The organism is Streptomyces sp. NPDC048197, from assembly GCF_043202395.1.
GTDB lineage: Bacteria > Actinomycetota > Actinomycetes > Streptomycetales > Streptomycetaceae > Streptomyces > Streptomyces siderophoricus.
On record NZ_JBIDAJ010000016.1, the window covers coordinates 25,241 to 40,530 of the forward strand.

23 protein-coding genes are annotated in these 15,290 nt (G+C 67.7%); 1 reads left to right on the top strand and 22 read right to left on the bottom strand.

Annotation, left to right across the window (positions count from 1 at the left end):
• Positions 1 to 239: 239 nt before the first annotated feature.
• The gene (locus ACGF4C_RS21475; RefSeq protein WP_393568336.1) at positions 240 to 1,868 is read right to left on the bottom strand and encodes an ABC-F family ATP-binding cassette domain-containing protein; all 1,629 of its coding nucleotides are present in this window, start codon (positions 1,866 to 1,868) and stop codon (positions 240 to 242) included.
• Between the two features lie 56 nt (positions 1,869 to 1,924).
• Between ACGF4C_RS21475 and ACGF4C_RS21480 the strand changes: the two genes are divergently transcribed.
• On the top strand, positions 1,925 to 2,797 hold the full coding sequence (locus ACGF4C_RS21480) for a hypothetical protein (RefSeq protein WP_393568338.1): 873 nt from the start codon (positions 1,925 to 1,927) through the stop codon (positions 2,795 to 2,797).
• 24 nt (positions 2,798 to 2,821) lie between these two features.
• Here the strand turns inward: ACGF4C_RS21480 and truA are convergent, their stop codons facing one another.
• From truA to rplN, 21 genes are all read right to left on the bottom strand, one after another.
• Positions 2,822 to 3,679, bottom strand: coding sequence for a tRNA pseudouridine(38-40) synthase TruA (gene truA / locus ACGF4C_RS21485; protein WP_393568340.1), 858 nt, complete (start codon positions 3,677 to 3,679; stop codon positions 2,822 to 2,824).
• An 88-nt stretch (positions 3,680 to 3,767) separates the two neighbouring features.
• Positions 3,768 to 4,250, bottom strand: coding sequence for a 50S ribosomal protein L17 (gene rplQ / locus ACGF4C_RS21490; RefSeq protein ID WP_393568342.1), 483 nt, complete (start codon positions 4,248 to 4,250; stop codon positions 3,768 to 3,770).
• A gap of 126 nt (positions 4,251 to 4,376) precedes the next feature.
• A complete protein-coding gene (locus tag ACGF4C_RS21495; protein ID WP_003956430.1) occupies positions 4,377 to 5,399 on the bottom strand; it encodes a DNA-directed RNA polymerase subunit alpha in 1,023 nt (340 codons plus the stop codon).
• A 133-nt stretch (positions 5,400 to 5,532) separates the two neighbouring features.
• Positions 5,533 to 6,159 carry a 30S ribosomal protein S4 gene (gene rpsD / locus ACGF4C_RS21500; RefSeq protein WP_362142688.1) on the bottom strand — a complete coding sequence of 209 codons (627 nt, stop codon included), beginning with the start codon at positions 6,157 to 6,159 and terminating at the stop codon, positions 5,533 to 5,535.
• A 27-nt stretch (positions 6,160 to 6,186) separates the two neighbouring features.
• A complete protein-coding gene (gene rpsK / locus ACGF4C_RS21505) occupies positions 6,187 to 6,591 on the bottom strand; it encodes a 30S ribosomal protein S11 (RefSeq protein ID WP_004571845.1) in 405 nt (134 codons plus the stop codon).
• 64 nt (positions 6,592 to 6,655) lie between these two features.
• Positions 6,656 to 7,036, bottom strand: coding sequence for a 30S ribosomal protein S13 (rpsM, locus tag ACGF4C_RS21510; protein WP_018090888.1), 381 nt, complete (start codon positions 7,034 to 7,036; stop codon positions 6,656 to 6,658).
• A 198-nt stretch (positions 7,037 to 7,234) separates the two neighbouring features.
• Positions 7,235 to 7,348 carry a 50S ribosomal protein L36 gene (rpmJ, locus tag ACGF4C_RS21515; protein WP_003956441.1) on the bottom strand — a complete coding sequence of 38 codons (114 nt, stop codon included), beginning with the start codon at positions 7,346 to 7,348 and terminating at the stop codon, positions 7,235 to 7,237.
• A gap of 60 nt (positions 7,349 to 7,408) precedes the next feature.
• Positions 7,409 to 7,630 (bottom strand): translation initiation factor IF-1, encoded by a 222-nt coding sequence (infA, locus tag ACGF4C_RS21520; protein WP_003956442.1) that lies wholly within the window; start codon positions 7,628 to 7,630, stop codon positions 7,409 to 7,411.
• Between the two features lie 171 nt (positions 7,631 to 7,801).
• Complete coding sequence (gene map / locus ACGF4C_RS21525) at positions 7,802 to 8,638, bottom strand: type I methionyl aminopeptidase (protein ID WP_030413027.1); 837 nt, start codon at positions 8,636 to 8,638, stop codon at positions 7,802 to 7,804.
• 102 nt (positions 8,639 to 8,740) lie between these two features.
• Complete coding sequence (locus tag ACGF4C_RS21530; RefSeq protein ID WP_393568346.1) at positions 8,741 to 9,394, bottom strand: adenylate kinase; 654 nt, start codon at positions 9,392 to 9,394, stop codon at positions 8,741 to 8,743.
• A complete protein-coding gene (secY, locus tag ACGF4C_RS21535; protein ID WP_030413025.1) occupies positions 9,394 to 10,707 on the bottom strand; it encodes a preprotein translocase subunit SecY in 1,314 nt (437 codons plus the stop codon). Before secY ends, ACGF4C_RS21530 begins: the two co-directional genes overlap by 1 nt.
• A 228-nt stretch (positions 10,708 to 10,935) precedes the next feature.
• Entirely contained in the window at positions 10,936 to 11,391 is a 456-nt protein-coding gene (gene rplO / locus ACGF4C_RS21540; RefSeq protein WP_030413024.1) for a 50S ribosomal protein L15, read from the bottom strand.
• A gap of 1 nt (position 11,392) precedes the next feature.
• Positions 11,393 to 11,575: a 50S ribosomal protein L30 gene (rpmD, locus tag ACGF4C_RS21545; RefSeq protein WP_030413023.1), complete on the bottom strand. Its 183-nt coding sequence runs from the start codon at positions 11,573 to 11,575 to the stop codon at positions 11,393 to 11,395.
• Positions 11,575 to 12,177 (bottom strand): 30S ribosomal protein S5, encoded by a 603-nt coding sequence (rpsE, locus tag ACGF4C_RS21550; RefSeq protein ID WP_030413022.1) that lies wholly within the window; start codon positions 12,175 to 12,177, stop codon positions 11,575 to 11,577. The genes rpmD and rpsE overlap by 1 nt, the downstream gene beginning before the upstream one ends.
• Positions 12,178 to 12,223: 46 nt before the next feature.
• On the bottom strand, positions 12,224 to 12,607 hold the full coding sequence (rplR, locus tag ACGF4C_RS21555; protein WP_030413021.1) for a 50S ribosomal protein L18: 384 nt from the start codon (positions 12,605 to 12,607) through the stop codon (positions 12,224 to 12,226).
• A gap of 3 nt (positions 12,608 to 12,610) precedes the next feature.
• The gene (gene rplF, locus ACGF4C_RS21560) at positions 12,611 to 13,150 is read right to left on the bottom strand and encodes a 50S ribosomal protein L6 (protein ID WP_201803195.1); all 540 of its coding nucleotides are present in this window, start codon (positions 13,148 to 13,150) and stop codon (positions 12,611 to 12,613) included.
• Positions 13,151 to 13,172: 22 nt separating this feature from the next.
• A complete protein-coding gene (gene rpsH, locus ACGF4C_RS21565; protein WP_030413019.1) occupies positions 13,173 to 13,571 on the bottom strand; it encodes a 30S ribosomal protein S8 in 399 nt (132 codons plus the stop codon).
• 239 nt (positions 13,572 to 13,810) lie between these two features.
• Positions 13,811 to 13,996: a type Z 30S ribosomal protein S14 gene (locus ACGF4C_RS21570; protein WP_003956452.1), complete on the bottom strand. Its 186-nt coding sequence runs from the start codon at positions 13,994 to 13,996 to the stop codon at positions 13,811 to 13,813.
• A 5-nt stretch (positions 13,997 to 14,001) separates the two neighbouring features.
• A complete protein-coding gene (gene rplE / locus ACGF4C_RS21575; RefSeq protein WP_030413018.1) occupies positions 14,002 to 14,562 on the bottom strand; it encodes a 50S ribosomal protein L5 in 561 nt (186 codons plus the stop codon).
• Positions 14,562 to 14,885: a 50S ribosomal protein L24 gene (rplX, locus tag ACGF4C_RS21580; RefSeq protein WP_030413017.1), complete on the bottom strand. Its 324-nt coding sequence runs from the start codon at positions 14,883 to 14,885 to the stop codon at positions 14,562 to 14,564. The genes rplE and rplX overlap by 1 nt, the downstream gene beginning before the upstream one ends.
• Before the next feature lie 3 nt (positions 14,886 to 14,888).
• A complete protein-coding gene (gene rplN, locus ACGF4C_RS21585; protein WP_003998823.1) occupies positions 14,889 to 15,257 on the bottom strand; it encodes a 50S ribosomal protein L14 in 369 nt (122 codons plus the stop codon).
• Between the last annotated feature and the right edge of the window lie 33 nt (positions 15,258 to 15,290).

Sequence of the window (15,290 nt, forward strand, 5' to 3'; positions counted from 1 at the left end):
TGGTCACCACGATCGATCACGCAGCAGGGCGGCACTACGGGTGACGCAACCCGATCGTCTGCCGCTGGTGATCGGTCCGGTGGACCGGCGTAAGGGCCCCTCACGTGAGATAGAGCAAGCCAATACGCATAACGAACCAGCAGAATACCGGGCCGTCCCCGGCGGGGTCAAAACGCCCCCCGAACCGCCTCCCGGCGCCCCTCCCCGACCCCCCTCCGGCCCCTCCCCGGGCCTGCCGGCTACCGCTCCCGCTCCACCCTCCGCTCGTCCCACACCGGCTCCGCCGTCTCCCGCACCACCCCGTCCGCCCCGAACACCAGGAACCGGTCGAAGGAGCGCGCGAACCACCGGTCGTGCGTCACCGCCAGCACCGTCCCCTCATACGCCTCCAGGCCCTCCTGCAGCGCCTCCGCCGACTCCAGGTCCAGGTTGTCGGTCGGCTCGTCCAGGAGGAGGGCCGTCGTGCCGGAGAGCTCCAGGAGAAGGATCTGGAAGCGTGCCTGCTGGCCGCCGGAGAGGCGGTCGAAGGGCTGCTCGGCCTGCTTCTCCAGTTCGTAGCGGCGCAGCGCGGACATCGCCTGGCCCTTGTCCTTGGCGTGTTCGGTCCACAGGATGTCGAGGAGGGGGCGGCCCACCAGCTCGGGGTGGGCGTGGGTCTGGGCGAAGTGGCCGGGCACGACCCGGGCGCCCAGTTTCCAGCTGCCGGTGTGCGCCACCGGGTCGTCGGCGTCCCCGGCCAGCAGGCGCAGGAAGTGCGACTTGCCGGAGCCGTTGGAGCCCAGCACCGCGACCCGCTCGCCGTAGAAGACCTCCAGCGAGAACGGCTTCATCAGGCCGGTCAGCTCCAGGTCCTCGCAGGTCACGGCCCGGACGCCGGTACGGCCGCCGCGCAGCCGCATCGTGATGTCCTGCTCCCGCGGCGGCTCCGGCGGCGGCCCGGCCTCCTCGAACTTCCGCAGCCGGGTCTGCGCCGCCGCATAGCGCGAGGCCATCTCATGGCTCACCGCGGCCGCCTGCCGCAACGTGACCACCAGCTTCTTGAGCTGGGCGTGCTTCTCGTCCCAGCGCCGCCGCAGCTCCTCGAAGCGGGCGAACCGCTCCCGGCGCGCCTCGTGGTACGTGTCGAAGCCACCGCCGTGCACCCAGACGTCCGAGCCCGCCGGGCCCGGCTCCACACTGACGATCTTCTCCGCGGCCCGGGCCAGCAGCTCCCGGTCGTGCGAGACGAACAGCACCGTCTTACGGGTCTGCCGCAGCTGCTCCTCCAGCCAGCGCTTGCCCGGGACGTCCAGATAGTTGTCCGGCTCGTCCAGCAGCAGCACCTCGTCCGTGCCGCGCAGCAGCGACTCCAGCACCAGCCGCTTCTGCTCGCCCCCGCTGAGCGTGCGCGCCTGGCGCCACTGCGCCTTCTCGTACGGGACGCCGAGCGCGGCCGTGGTGCAGATGTCCCAGACCGTCTCGGCCTCGTAGCCCCGGGCCTCGGCCCAGTCGCTGAGCGCCTGCGCGTACGCCATCTGCGCGGCCTCGTCGTCCTCGGTCATGAGCGCCAGCTCCGCGGCGTCCACCGCCGCGGCCGCCTCCCGGATCCGCGGCTGGGCCACCGACACCAGCAGGTCCCGCACCGTCCGGTCGTCCCGCACCGAGCCGACGAACTGCGGCATCACGCCCAGCCCGCCGCTGACCGTCACCGCTCCGCCGTGCGGCGCCAGCTCACCGGCGAGCAGCCGCAGCAGCGTCGTCTTGCCCGCGCCGTTGGCCCCCACCAGCGCGACCGTCGCGCCCTCCGCCACCCGGAAGGACACGTCCCCCAGCAGGACCCTCCCGTCCGGCAGGTAGTACTCCAGGTGCCCGGCTTCCAGATGTCCCATGAGCGGGATTGTGACCGGCCTATAAGCGTTCCACCAACCGCATTAGGATGCGCGCCATGAGTTTTGGGCAAGGCGGGCCCTTCGACGGCCCCGGGGGATCTTTCTCGTCCACGCCGGACTGGGACGCGCTCGCGGAGGAAAGCGAGGCGCAGTCCCGCCGCAAGCGGTGGATGTGGATCGGCGGCGGAGCACTGGCGACCGTCGCGGTGGCCGGCATCGTCGCCGCCGCGGTGATGGCCGGCGGCGACTCCCCCGGCGGCAACCCGACCGCCGCGCCCACCTCGTCCGGCCAGGCCGCGGCCCCGGACGACAAGCCGTCCTTCCCGGACGTCTCCGTACCGCCGCCGCCCAACCCGCAGGACTACATCTCCGACCCCAAGAAGGACACCGCGCCGCTCACCCCGGCCACGCTCTTCCCGCAGAAGACCATGGTCGTCGGCGAGCACAGCTACCCGCGCACCAGCACCGCCTCGACCAAGGACTGCACCGCCGGAGCCCAGGGCGCGCTGGTCTCCTCGCTGTCCCACAACGGCTGCAAGCAGCTGCTGCGCGCCACCTACGCCAAGGGCGGAGTGGCGGTCACCATCGGCATCGCGGTCTTCGACTCGCCCGCCAAGGCCACCAAGGTCATGAACGAGAACCGGACCAACCTCATGCCGCTGCCCGGCGGAGGCGTCCCCTCGGACTTCTGCCAGGGCCACAAGTGCCGGATGGCCACCAACGCCACCGGCCGCTACGCCTACTTCACGATCGCCGGCTACCTCAACGGCAAGGACGTCACCACCTCGGAGACCAAGGCCCGGCAGATCGCCCGGGACGGCGGCTCCTACGCGTTCACCCAGATCACCCAGCGGGGCAAGGACCAGGCCGCCAAGGCCGCCGAACGGCAGCTGGCGGAAGCCCGGAAGAAGGCCGGCCGGTCGTCCTGACCGGCCGGCTCCCCGGCGGGCGGCTCAGCAGCAGCCGCCCGCCGGCAGTGCCCGCTTGTTCCGGGCCTCCTTGTTGCGGGCCGCCAGCAGCCCGTCCGCCGGGTACCCGACCTCTTCGAGCGTCAGCCCGTGCGGCCGGACCACGTGCACGGCCGAGTCGCGTATGCCGGCCGCGAGCACCTTCTGGGGCCAGTCGGCCGGCCGGTGCCCGTCCCCCACGAACAGCAGCGCCCCGATCAGCGAGCGCACCATGTTGTGGCAGAAGGCGTCGGCCCGCACCGTGGCGGTGACGATCCCGTCCTCGCCCCGCACCAGGCTCAGCTCCTGGAGCGTGCGGATGGTCGTCGCGCCCTCGCGCTTCTTGCAGTACGCCGCGAAGTCGTGCTCCCCGAGCAGCCGCCGGGCCGCCTCGTTCATGGCGTCCACGTCGAGCGGCCAGTCGTGCCACAGGACGTGCCCGCGCAGCAGCGGGTCGACCCCGCCGGGGTTGTCGGTGACGCGGTAGGCGTAGCGCCGCCAGATCGCCGAGAAACGCGCGTTGAAGCCCTCGGGGGCCTCGGTGAGGCGCCAGATCCGCACGTCCTTCGGAAGCCGCCCGGCGAGCCGCTTCAGCAGCTTCTCCCGGTGCTCCGCCCACAGCTCCCCGGGCAGGTCGACGTGCGCCACCTGGCCCCGCGCGTGCACCCCGGCGTCCGTCCGCCCGGCCACCGTCAGCTCGTACGTCGTCTCCCCCGACCGCGTCACGGTGCGCAGGGCGTCCTCGATCTCGGCCTGCACGGTGCGCCGGCCGCCGGCCTGCTTGGCCCAGCCGTGGAAGGCGGAGCCGTCGTACGACAGGTCCAGGCGGATCCGGACGTGTCCGGGCCGTACTTCGTCACTCACGGGGAGATCCTCTCCGGGCAGATCCCTTGGGAAAGACACGAAAGCGGGCCCGCCCTCTCGGACGGACCCGCTTCACGCGAGGTCAACCTCAGGCGTCCTTGGACTCCTCGGCGGGCGCCTCGGCCGGAGCCTCGGTCGCCGCGGCCTCATCGGCTTCCTTCACCGCGCGCTTGGTCGCGGCCTCGGCCTCGGCGACGGTCGCCTTCTTGGCGATCTCGCCCTCGACCAGCTCGATCACGGCCATCGGGGCGTTGTCGCCACGACGGTTGCCGATCTTGGTGATACGGGTGTAGCCACCCGGACGCTCCGCGAACCGCGGCGCGATCTCCGTGAAGAGCGTGTGCACGACGCTCTTGTCCGAGATCAGCTGCATGACCTGACGGCGGTTGTGAAGGTCGCCCTTCTTCGCCTTGGTCACCAGACGCTCCGCGTACGGACGCAGACGGCGGGCCTTGGCCTCGGTCGTCGTGATGCGGCCGTGCTCGAAGAGCGCGGTGGCCAGGTTGCGCAGCATGAGACGCTCGTGCGCAGCGCTGCCGCCCAGACGGGCACCCTTGGTGGGCTTCGGCATGGTGTATCTCCTTCATTGCTGCACCGGCCGTATCAGGTACCGGTGTCAGTTCCCACGAGGCGGCCGCCCCGCGGAAGATCACACGGCAGGGGCCCGGGAAGGCTCCCGGACCCCTGCCGGTCGAACTCAGTACTGCTCGGTCTCCACGAACCCGGCGTCCGCGTCGTCGTCGGCGCCGAAGGCGTCGGCAGCGGCGGTCGGGTCGAATCCGGGCGGGCTGTCCTTGAGGGCCAGGCCCATGCCGGCCAGCTTCGCCTTGACCTCGTCGATGGACTTCGCACCGAAGTTGCGGATGTCCAGCAGGTCCGCCTCGGAGCGGGCGACGAGCTCACCCACGGAGTGGATGCCCTCGCGCTTGAGGCAGTTGTAGGAGCGGACGGTGAGCTCCAGCTCCTCGATCGGCAGCGCCAGGTCGGCGGCCAGGGCGGCGTCCGTGGGGGACGGGCCCATGTCGATGCCCTCGGCGTCGATGTTCAGCTCGCGGGCGAGACCGAACAGCTCGACCAGGGTCTTACCGGCGGAGGCCATGGCGTCGCGCGGACGCATCGCCTGCTTGGTCTCGACGTCGACGATCAGCTTGTCGAAGTCGGTGCGCTGCTCGACACGGGTCGCCTCGACCTTGTACGTGACCTTGAGCACCGGCGAGTAGATGGAGTCGACCGGGATACGGCCGATCTCCTGGCCCACCTGCTTGTTCTGCACGGCGGAGACGTAGCCGCGACCGCGCTCGACGGTCAGCTCCATCTCCAGCTTGCCCTTGCCGTTGAGCGTGGCGAGGACCAGGTCGGGGTTGTGCACCTCGACACCGGCCGGCGGCGCGATGTCCGCGGCGGTCACCAGGCCCGGGCCCTGCTTGCGCAGGTACATCACGACCGGCTCGTCGTGCTCCGAGGAGACGACCAGCTGCTTGATGTTGAGGATGAGGTCGGTGACGTCCTCCTTGACGCCCGGCACGGTGGTGAACTCGTGCAGGACACCGTCGATGCGGATGGACGTGACCGCCGCACCCGGGATCGAGGAGAGGAGCGTACGACGCAGGGAGTTGCCGAGGGTGTAGCCGAAGCCCGGCTCCAGCGGCTCGATCACGAACCGGGAGCGGTATTCGTCCACGACCTCTTCGGTCAGGGAGGGACGCTGAGCAATCAGCATGTTTTTCGGTCCTTCAGTCGTGGGCGCCCGCTATTTGACGCCCGCTGTACCGACAAGGGTACGGGCGGTACGACGCCGAAGCTCCGTACCGCCCACACCCAGCGGCCCCCGACGTGACGGGGGCCGACGAGCCTTACTTCGAGTAGAGCTCGACGATCAGCTGCTCCTGCACCTGGGTGTCGATCACCTGGCGCTCGGGCAGGCTGTGCACGAGGATCCGCAGCTGCGAGGGGATCGCCTCCAGCCACGCCGGAACGGTCTTCTCGCCGGCCTCGGCCTTGGCCACCTCGAAGGGGGTCAGGTTCCGAGAGCCCTCGCGGACCTCGACGATGTCGTTCACTGCCACACGGGCCGACGGGATGTCGGTCTTGCGGCCGTTCACGGTGATGTGTCCGTGACGGACCAGCTGACGGGCGTGGTCGCGGGACTTGGCGAAGCCGGCCCGGTAGACCACGTTGTCGAGGCGGGTCTCAAGGATGCGCAGAAGGTTCTCACCGGTCTTGCCGGTCTTCTGGTTCGCTTCCTTGTAGTAGTTCACGAACTGCTTCTCAAGGACACCGTAGATGCGGCTGCACTTCTGCTTCTCACGAAGCTGGAGCAGGTACTCGCTGTCCTTGGTGCGCCCGCGACCGTGCTCACCCGGGGGGTAAGGACGGATCTCGATCGGGCACTTCGCGCTCTCGCACTTGCTCCCCTTGAGGAAGAGCTTCTGCTTCTCCCGACGGCAACGCTTGCAGTCGGCCCCGGTGTAACGCGCCATTGTCTAGTTGTCTCCTACTTCAGATGGTCAGACGCGGCGGCGCTTGGGCGGGCGGCATCCGTTGTGCGGGGTGGGGGTGACGTCCTGGATCGAGCCGACCTCGAGGCCGGTGGCCTGGAGGGAGCGGATCGCGGTCTCACGGCCGGAGCCGGGACCCTTGACGAAGACGTCGACCTTGCGCATGCCGTGCTCCTGCGCGCGGCGGGCGGCCGACTCGGCGGCCATCTGCGCGGCGAAGGGGGTGGACTTGCGCGAGCCCTTGAAGCCGACGTGGCCGGCCGAGGCCCAAGAGATCACGTTCCCGGTCGGGTCGGTGATCGAGACGATCGTGTTGTTGAACGTGCTCTTGATGTGAGCGTGCCCGTGGGCGACGTTCTTCTTCTCCTTGCGGCGCACCTTCTTGGCGCCGGCCGTACGGCCCTTCGGAGGCATGAATTTCTCCCGTGGAGGTGGTCGGTCCTACAGCGAAGACCGCTGGTGAGCGTCCTGCTGAGGACTACTTCTTGCCCGGCTTCTTCTTGCCGGCGATCGCGCGACGCGGACCCTTGCGGGTACGGGCGTTCGTGCTGGTGCGCTGACCGTGCACCGGCAGACCGCGACGGTGACGCAGACCCTGGTAGCAGCCGATCTCGACCTTGCGGCGGATGTCGGCCTGGATCTCGCGACGGAGGTCACCCTCGGTCTTGAGGTTGTTGTCGACGTACTCGCGGATCTTGACGAGGTCTTCCTCGGCCAGATCGCGGACCCGGGTGTTCGGGTTCACGCCGGTGGCGGCGAGGGTCTGCTGCGAGAGCGTCCGCCCGATACCGAAGACGTAGGTGAGGGCGACCTCCACACGCTTTTCGCGCGGGAGATCAACGCCTGCGAGGCGTGCCATTGATGTGGCTCCTGATGGCTATTCGGAGGTCTTCCGCAGCACCGTTCCCGTAAGACTCTGCAGAATTACGAGCCGGGTCCCCGGCCTCCGAGCCGGGGGTGTCGTCCCCACGCCGCTGGTGCGGGGGGTCGGGTGACTGCGTATGAACGTGTGGTGCTTGCGTCGCGCGAACTGCGAAATGCAGGTGGTCGGCGTGCGTCAGCCCTGGCGCTGCTTGTGGCGCAGGTTGTCGCAGATGACCATGACCCGGCCGTGGCGGCGGATCACCTTGCACTTGTCGCAGATCTTCTTGACGCTCGGCTTGACCTTCATGGGATGTGAGGTTCTCCGGGTCAGTGCCGTCACCCCACGGGAGCGGGGTGCCGACAAGATCTACTTGTAGCGGTAGACGATCCGCCCACGCGTCAGGTCGTAGGGAGAGAGCTCCACGACGACCCGGTCATCCGGAAGGATACGGATGTAGTGCATCCGCATCTTGCCGCTGATGTGCGCGAGGACCTTGTGACCGTTCTGAAGCTCCACCTTGAACATCGCGTTCGGGAGGGACTCGATCACGGTGCCCTCGATCTCGATGGCACCTTGCTTCTTGGCCACGCTTCGCCCTTCGAATCGGCTACCTTTTGGCGGCTGTCATTCGCAGGTGAAACACCTGCAATGCGTCCGGACCCTTTAACAGGCATACGGATGCACGAGAGCCGACGCGTCAGTCTACGTCAGGGTCCGGGAAAAGACGAATCCAGGATTATTGCCCATGCGGGGAGATCGTTACGCCAGCGGGTCCGGCGCCGCGGTGATCCCGAGCTCCGCGAGCCGGGCCTTGCCGCCGTCGGGCGCGGTCAGCACCAGCGGGCCCTGCTCGGTCAGCGCGACCGAGTGCTCCCAGTGCGAGGACCAGCTGCCGTCGTTCGACTTCACGGTCCAGTCGTCCTCAAGGACATGGGTCTTCGGGGTGCCGAGGTTCACCATCGGCTCGATCGCGATGCAGAAACCGGGCACCAGCTTGGGGCCGCGGCCGCGCTTGCGGTCGACGTAGTTCAGCAGGTGCGGGTCCATGTGCATCTGCGAGCCGATGCCGTGGCCGCCGTAGTCCTCGACGATGCCGTACTTGCCGCCGGCCGGGCGGGGCTGGCGGCGGATGTAGCCCTCGATCGCCTTGGAGATGTCGACGAGCCGGTTGCCCTTGGCGACCGCGGCGATGCCCGCCCACATCGAGCCCTCGGTGACCCGGCTGAGCTCGACCAGCTCCGCGGAGTGACCGGAGCCGACGAACGCGGTGTACGCGGCGTCGCCGTGCCAGCCGTCGACGATCGCGCCGCAGTCGATGGAGATGATGTCGCCGTCCGCCAGCACGGTGTCGGTGTCCGGGATGCCGTGGACCACGACGTCGTTCACCGAGGTGCAGATCGTCGCGGGGAAGCCGCCGTAGCCGAGGAAGTTGGACTTCGCACCGTGCTCGGCGAGCACCTTGCGCGCCGCGTCGTCCAGGTCCTTGGTCGTGGCGCCCGGCACCGCGACCTCCCGGGTCGCGGCGTGGATGGCGGCGACCACCAGCCCCGCCTCGCGCATCTTCGCGATCTGCTCGGGGGTCTTGATCTCCACCATCGCGGCTTACGCCCTTCCGATCCGTGCTGTCTGACGTCGTACCCGACCAACAGTACGGCCGCGGTGCCCGTGCTGGACACCGCGGCCGTACGGAGCTGTCCGCTACTTGCCGCCCTGGAGCGCGGCCATCGCGCGCTCCGTGACCTCTTCGACCTTCCCGAGTGCCGGGATGGTCACGACCAGGTCCTGGGCCTTGTAGTAGTCGATGATCGGCTCGGTCTGCGTGTGGTAGACCTCCAGCCGCTTGCGGACGGTCTCCTCGCTGTCGTCGTCACGCTGGTACAGCTCGCCGCCGCAGACGTCACAGACGCCCTCCCGCTCCGGCGCGCTGTAGGTCACGTGGAAGACGTGGCTGGAGTCCTTGCGGCAGATGCGGCGGCCGGCGATGCGCTTGACCACCTCTTCCTCGGGGACCTCCAGGTCCAGGACCGCGTCGAGCGTGACGCCGTCCTCCTTGAGGGCCTCGTCGAGCGCCTCGGCCTGCGAGACGTTGCGGGGGAAGCCGTCCAGCAGGAAGCCGCCGGCGGCGTCCGGCTGGTTCATCCGGTCGCGGGCCATGCCGATGGTGACCTCGTCGGGAACGAGTTCACCGGCGTCCATGAACGCCTTGGCCTGCTTGCCGAGGTCGGTGCCCTGGCTGATGTTGGCCCGGAACAGGTCCCCCGTGGAGATGTGCGGGATCACGAGGTTCTTGGCAAGGTACGCAGCCTGCGTACCCTTGCCGGCCCCCGGGGGCCCGACGAGGACGATTCGCATCAGCGGAGGAACCCTTCGTAGTTGCGCTGCTGAAGCTGGCTCTCAATCTGCTTCACGGTCTCCAGACCCACACCCACGATGATGAGGATGCTCGTCCCGCCGAACGGGAAGTTCTGGTTCGCGTTGAACAGCACCAACGCCACTGTTGGTACGAGCGCGATCAGCCCCAGGTACAGCGAGCCCGGCCACGTGATCCGGTTGAGCACGTAGCTGAGGTACTCGGCCGTCGGGCGACCAGCCCGGATACCCGGGATGAAGCCACCATACTTCTTCATGTTGTCGGCAACTTCTTCGGGGTTGAAGCTGATGGCGACGTAGAAGAAGGCGAAGAAGACGATCAGCAGGAAGTACGTAACGATGTAAACCGGGTGATTTCCCTTGGTGAAGTTGGTGGCGATCCAGGTCGCCCATGCCGCCTTCGACCCGCTGAACTGTGCAACCAGGGCTGGAATGTAGAGCAGCGACGACGCGAAGATGACCGGAATCACACCCGCCTGATTCACCTTGAGCGGGATGTACGTGGACGTACCGCCATAGGACCGGCGGCCGATCATCCGCTTCGCGTACTGCACCGGGATGCGCCGCTGGGCCTGCTCGACGAAGACCACCAGGGCGACCATCGCCAGACCCACCGCGATCACCGAGAAGAACTCGATCCAGCCGTCCGCGAGCTTGCCGGTGAGCTTGATCTGCCACAGGGCGCCCGGGAATCCGGCGGCGATCGAGATGAACATCAGGATGGACATGCCGTTGCCGATGCCGCGGTCGGTGACGAGCTCACCGAGCCACATGATCAGGCAGGTGCCGGCGGTCATGCAGATGACCATCGTGATGGTGGTGAAGATCGAGTCGCTGGGCACGATCTCGCTGGCGACCGGGCAGCTCTGGAAGAGCGCGCCGCTGCGGGCGGTGGCCACCAGGCCGGTGCCCTGCAGGACCGCGAGCGCCACGGTCAGATAGCGGGTGTACTGGGTGATCTTCCCCTGGCCCGACTGCCCCTCTTTCTTGAGGGCCTCCAGCCGGGGGATGACCACGGTGAGCAGCTGGAGGATGATGCTCGCCGTGATGTACGGCATGATCCCCAGCGCGAAGATCGTGATCTGCAGCAGCGCACCACCGCTGAACATGTTCACCAGGGCGAACAACCCGCTGTTGCCGCCGGCCTGCTTCATGCAGGTCTCGACGTTCGCGTAGTTCACCCCAGGGACCGGGACGTGCGCTCCGATCCGGTAGAGCACGATGATGCCCAACGTGAACAGCAGCTTCTTGCGCAGGTCGGGCGTCTTGAACGCTCGGGCGAACGCGGTGAGCACGGTGCCTCCTGCGCCCCCCGCCCCGCGGGCGAGAGGTAACGGTCTTGAGGATCGACGAATACGTAACGGCCGGAAACCGCACGGGCACGGCCCATGCGGCGGGGGCCCGGGGCATTGGCCCCGGAAAACAACAGTGCATGCCACCTTACCGGCGACCGTACCCCCGTGGAACGACCAACCGGGGATGCCCCAATCGATGGGCATCCCCGGTCAGTTGAACCAACGAACTCAGATGAGCTCGGTGACGGTGCCGCCGGCGGCGGCGATCTTCTCCTTGGCGGAGCCGGAGACGGCGTCAACCGAAACCTGCAGCGCCACGGAGACCTCGCCCTGGCCCAGGACCTTGACGAGCTCGTTCTTGCGCACCGCGCCCTTGGCAACCAGGTCGGCCACCGTGACCTCGCCACCCTGCGGGTAGAGCTCGGCCAGCTTGGCCAGGTTCACGACCTGGAACTGCTTGTGGGCGGGGTTCTTGAAGCCCTTCAGCTTCGGGAGGCGCATGTGGAGGGGCATCTGCCCACCCTCGAAGCGCTCCGGAACCTGGTAACGGGCCTTGGTGCCCTTGGTACCACGACCGGCGGTCTTACCCTTGGACGCCTCACCACGACCGACACGGGTCTTGGCGGTCTTGGCGCCCGGGGCGGGCCGGAGGTTGTGGACCTTCAGCGGGTTCTGCTCCGCCATGTCAGTCGACCTCCTTGACCGACACGAGGTGGCGGACGGTGTGCACCATGCCGCGGAACTCGGGGCGGTCCTCCTTGACAACCACGTCACCCAGCCGCTTCAGGCCGAGCGAACGCAGCGTGTCGCGGTGGTTCTGCTTGCTGCCGATGTAGGACTTGGTCTGCGTGATCTCCAGGCGAGCCATTACGCGCTCACCCCTGCACGCGCCCGCAGCAGAGCGGCGGGAGCCACGTCCTCCAGCGGCAGGCCACGACGGGCCGCGATCTCCTCGGGGCGCTGCAGGCCCTGAAGCGCGGTCACCGTGGCGTGCACGATGTTGATCGGGTTCGACGAACCGAGCGACTTGCTCAGCACGTCGTGGATGCCCGCGCACTCCAGAACGGCGCGCACCGGGCCACCGGCGATCACACCGGTACCGGGGGAAGCCGGCTTGAGCAGGACGACGCCCGCAGCCTTCTCGCCCTGGATGGGGTGCGGGATGGTGCCCTGGATACGGGGGACCTTGAAGAAGTTCTTCTTGGCCTCTTCCACGCCCTTGGCGATGGCAGCCGGAACTTCCTTGGCCTTGCCGTAACCGACACCCACGGTGCCGTCACCGTCGCCCACCACGACCAGCGCGGTAAAGCTGAAGCGACGACCACCCTTGACAACCTTGGCGACGCGGTTGATCGCGACTACGCGCTCAACGTACGCGGTCTTCTCGGCGGCAGCGCCACCGTCGCGACCCTTCCGGTCCCGCCGCTCGCCGCCACCGGCACCGCTGCCGCGGCGCTGGGGTCCAGCCATTGGATTTACCTCTCTCTGTTACGTCCGCTAGCTCCGGAACCGGGGCTTAGAACTTCAGCCCGGCTTCGCGGGCGGCGTCGGCCAGAGCGGCAATCCGCCCGGCGTACTGCTTGCCACCGCGGTCGAACACGACGGCCTCGACACCGGCGGCCTTGGCACGCTCGGCAACCAGGGCGCCGACCTTCTGGGCCTGGGCGCTCTTGTCGCCCTCGCCACCACGGATGGACGCGTCCAGGGTCGACGCCGAAGCCAGGGTGTGGCCCTGGATGTCGTCGATGACCTGAGCGGTGATGCCGCGGTTGGACCGCGTCACGACCAGACGCGGACGCTCCGGGGTACCCGAAATCCGCTTACGGATGCGGATGTGGCGACGCTTGGCAGCGGCGCGCTTGTACGCGTTGCCCTTAGCGATCTTCACACCGTATGCCATGGCTTACTTACCAGCCTTTCCGACCTTGCGGCGGATGACCTCGCCGGCGTACTTGACGCCCTTGGCCTTGTACGGGTCAGGCTTGCGCAGCTTGCGGATGTTCGCCGCCACCTCGCCGACCTTCTGCTTGTCGATGCCCTCGACGCTGAGCTTGGTCGGGGACTCGACCTTGAACGAGATGCCCTCGGGGGCCTCGATCAGGATCGGGTGGCTGTAGCCCAGGGAGAACTCCAGGTTGGAGCCCTTCGCCTGGACGCGGTAACCGACACCGCTGATCTCGAGCGCCTTGCTGTATCCCTGGGTCACGCCGGTGATCATGTTCGCCACCAGCGTGCGGGACAGGCCGTGCAGGGCCTTGTTCTGACGCTCGTCGTTCGGGCGGGTGACGTTGATGACGCCGTCCTCACCCTTGGCGACCTCGATGGGAGCCGCGACGGTGTGCGAAAGGGAACCCTTGGGACCCTTCACGTTGACCGTGCGGCCCTCGATGGTGACGTCCACGCCAGCGGGAACCTGGATGGGCAGCTTGCCAATGCGCGACATTAGCTCTTCCTCCGTTCCCGGGTTACCAGACGTAGGCGAGGACTTCCCCACCCACGCCCTTCTTCTGCGCCTGCTGGCCGGTGAGGAGACCGTGCGACGTGGAGATGATCGCCACGCCCAGGCCGCCGAGCACCTTCGGCAGGTTGGTGGACTTTGCGTAGACCCGCAGGCCCGGCTTCGAGATCCGCTTGATGCCGGCGATCGAGCGCTCGCGGTTCGGGCCGAACTTCAGCTCGAGGACGAGGTTCTTGCCGACCTCGGCGTCCTCGACGCGCCAGCCGGTGATGTAACCCTCCTGCTGGAGGATCTCCGCGATGTGCGACTTGATCTTGCTGTGCGGCATCACGACGGTGTCGTGGTACGCCGAGTTCGCGTTCCGCAGACGGGTCAGCATGTCTGCGATGGGGTCAGTCATGGTCATGAATTGGCCTTCGGCCTCTCTCGCCGGGGTTTCCTATGTGCGCCATCCCTCTCCCCGATCAGAGTCGGGACGGGTGCGGCGCGGGGACCTACGGCGTAGTAAGCGACGTTATGCGGGCTCGGCCCGCGGTCGGTCTCGGGCGGCGGGACACCCAAACCCCTCCACCCTACGGGAAAAGGGGGCAGGTGCCCGCCGACCGACTGCTTACCGAGAGTCTCCGGGTTATCCCAACTGGGGGATTACCAGGAGCTCTTGGTCACGCCCGGCAGCTCGCCACGGTGAGCCATCTCACGAAGGCACACGCGGCACAGGCCGAACTTGCGGTACACGGAGTGCGGACGGCCGCAGCGCTGGCAGCGGGTGTACGCGCGCACACCGAACTTCGGCTTGCGAGCAGCCTTGGCAATCAGAGCCTTCTTCGCCATCTCGCTCACGCCTCCTTGAACGGGAAGCCGAGGTGACGAAGGAGAGCGCGGCCCTCATCGTCGTTGGTCGCCGTGGTGACCACGGTGATGTCCATACCCCGGGTACGGTCGATCTTGTCCTGGTCGATCTCGTGGAACATGACCTGCTCCGTGAGACCGAAGGTGTAGTTGCCCCGACCGTCGAACTGCTTCGGGGACAGACCACGGAAGTCGCGGATGCGCGGGAGCGCGAGCGACAGCAGACGGTCCAGGAACTCCCACATGCGGTCACCGCGGAGGGTGACGTGGGCACCGATCGGCTGGCCCTCACGCAGCTTGAACTGCGCGATGGACTTACGGGCCTTGGTGACGGCCGGCTTCTGGCCGGTGATCGTGGTGAGGTCGCGGATGGCGCCCTCGATCAGCTTGGAGTCGCGGGCGGCGTCGCCCACACCCATGTTGACCACGATCTTGGTCAGACCGGGGATCTGCATGACGTTCTCGAAGGAGAACTCGTCCTTCAGCTTCCCGGCGATCTCTTCGCGGTAGCGCGTCTTGAGACGCGGCGCGTTGGTGGTGGCAGTCATCAGATGTCCTCACCGGTCCGCTTGGCAACGCGGATCTTGTTGCCCTCGTCGTCGAAGCGGTATCCGACGCGGGTGACAACCTTCTGGCCGTCCTTCTCCACCACGAGCTGAACGTTGCTCACGTGGATCGGGGCCTCGGTCGTCACGATGCCGCCGGTCTTCGAACCACGAGCGGTCTGGCCGGCCTTGGTGTGCTTCTTGACCCGGTTGACACCCTCGACCAGGACGCGGTCCTCGCGGGGGAAGGCCTGGATGACCTTGCCCTGCTTGCCCTTGTCCTTACCGGTGATGACCTGGACCAGGTCGCCCTTCTTGATCTTCATCGGTTACAGCACCTCCGGCGCGAGCGAGATGATCTTCATGAACTTCTTCTCGCGCAGTTCCCGGCCCACGGGGCCGAAGATGCGGGTGCCGCGGGGGTCGCCATCGTTCTTGAGGATGACGGCCGCGTTCTCGTCGAAGCGGATGTACGAGCCGTCCGGACGGCGGCGCTCCTTGACGGTGCGAACGATGACGGCCTTGACGACGTCACCCTTCTTCACGTTGCCACCGGGGATCGCATCCTTGACGGTGGCGACGATGACGTCACCGATGCCCGCGTAGCGGCGACCGGAACCACCGAGAACACGGATGCAAAGGATTTCCTTCGCACCAGTGTTGTCGGCGACACGCAGTCGCGACTCCTGCTGGATCACGTCTATCTCCTGAATGTCTGCCGGTTCCCGGCG

Coding starts and splice junctions, on each gene's coding strand:
- ACGF4C_RS21475 (WP_393568336.1), bottom strand. CDS start 1,868: ATGGGACATCTGGAAGCCGGGCACCTGGAGTACTACCTGCCGGACGGG.
- ACGF4C_RS21480 (WP_393568338.1), top strand. CDS start 1,925: ATGAGTTTTGGGCAAGGCGGGCCCTTCGACGGCCCCGGGGGATCTTTC.
- rplQ (WP_393568342.1), bottom strand. CDS start 4,250: ATGCCGAAGCCCACCAAGGGTGCCCGTCTGGGCGGCAGCGCTGCGCAC.
- ACGF4C_RS21495 (WP_003956430.1), bottom strand. CDS start 5,399: ATGCTGATTGCTCAGCGTCCCTCCCTGACCGAAGAGGTCGTGGACGAA.
- rpsD (WP_362142688.1), bottom strand. CDS start 6,159: ATGGCGCGTTACACCGGGGCCGACTGCAAGCGTTGCCGTCGGGAGAAG.
- rpsK (WP_004571845.1), bottom strand. CDS start 6,591: ATGCCTCCGAAGGGCCGTACGGCCGGCGCCAAGAAGGTGCGCCGCAAG.
- rpsM (WP_018090888.1), bottom strand. CDS start 7,036: ATGGCACGCCTCGCAGGCGTTGATCTCCCGCGCGAAAAGCGTGTGGAG.
- rpmJ (WP_003956441.1), bottom strand. CDS start 7,348: ATGAAGGTCAAGCCGAGCGTCAAGAAGATCTGCGACAAGTGCAAGGTG.
- map (WP_030413027.1), bottom strand. CDS start 8,638: ATGGTGGAGATCAAGACCCCCGAGCAGATCGCGAAGATGCGCGAGGCG.
- ACGF4C_RS21530 (WP_393568346.1), bottom strand. CDS start 9,394: ATGCGAATCGTCCTCGTCGGGCCCCCGGGGGCCGGCAAGGGTACGCAG.
- rplO (WP_030413024.1), bottom strand. CDS start 11,391: ATGGCGGAGCAGAACCCGCTGAAGGTCCACAACCTCCGGCCCGCCCCG.
- rpmD (WP_030413023.1), bottom strand. CDS start 11,575: ATGGCTCGCCTGGAGATCACGCAGACCAAGTCCTACATCGGCAGCAAG.
- rpsE (WP_030413022.1), bottom strand. CDS start 12,177: ATGGCTGGACCCCAGCGCCGCGGCAGCGGTGCCGGTGGCGGCGAGCGG.
- rplR (WP_030413021.1), bottom strand. CDS start 12,607: ATGGCATACGGTGTGAAGATCGCTAAGGGCAACGCGTACAAGCGCGCC.
- rplF (WP_201803195.1), bottom strand. CDS start 13,150: ATGTCGCGCATTGGCAAGCTGCCCATCCAGGTTCCCGCTGGCGTGGAC.
- rpsH (WP_030413019.1), bottom strand. CDS start 13,571: ATGACCATGACTGACCCCATCGCAGACATGCTGACCCGTCTGCGGAAC.
- ACGF4C_RS21570 (WP_003956452.1), bottom strand. CDS start 13,996: ATGGCGAAGAAGGCTCTGATTGCCAAGGCTGCTCGCAAGCCGAAGTTC.
- rplE (WP_030413018.1), bottom strand. CDS start 14,562: ATGACTGCCACCACCAACGCGCCGCGTCTCAAGACGCGCTACCGCGAA.
- rplX (WP_030413017.1), bottom strand. CDS start 14,885: ATGAAGATCAAGAAGGGCGACCTGGTCCAGGTCATCACCGGTAAGGAC.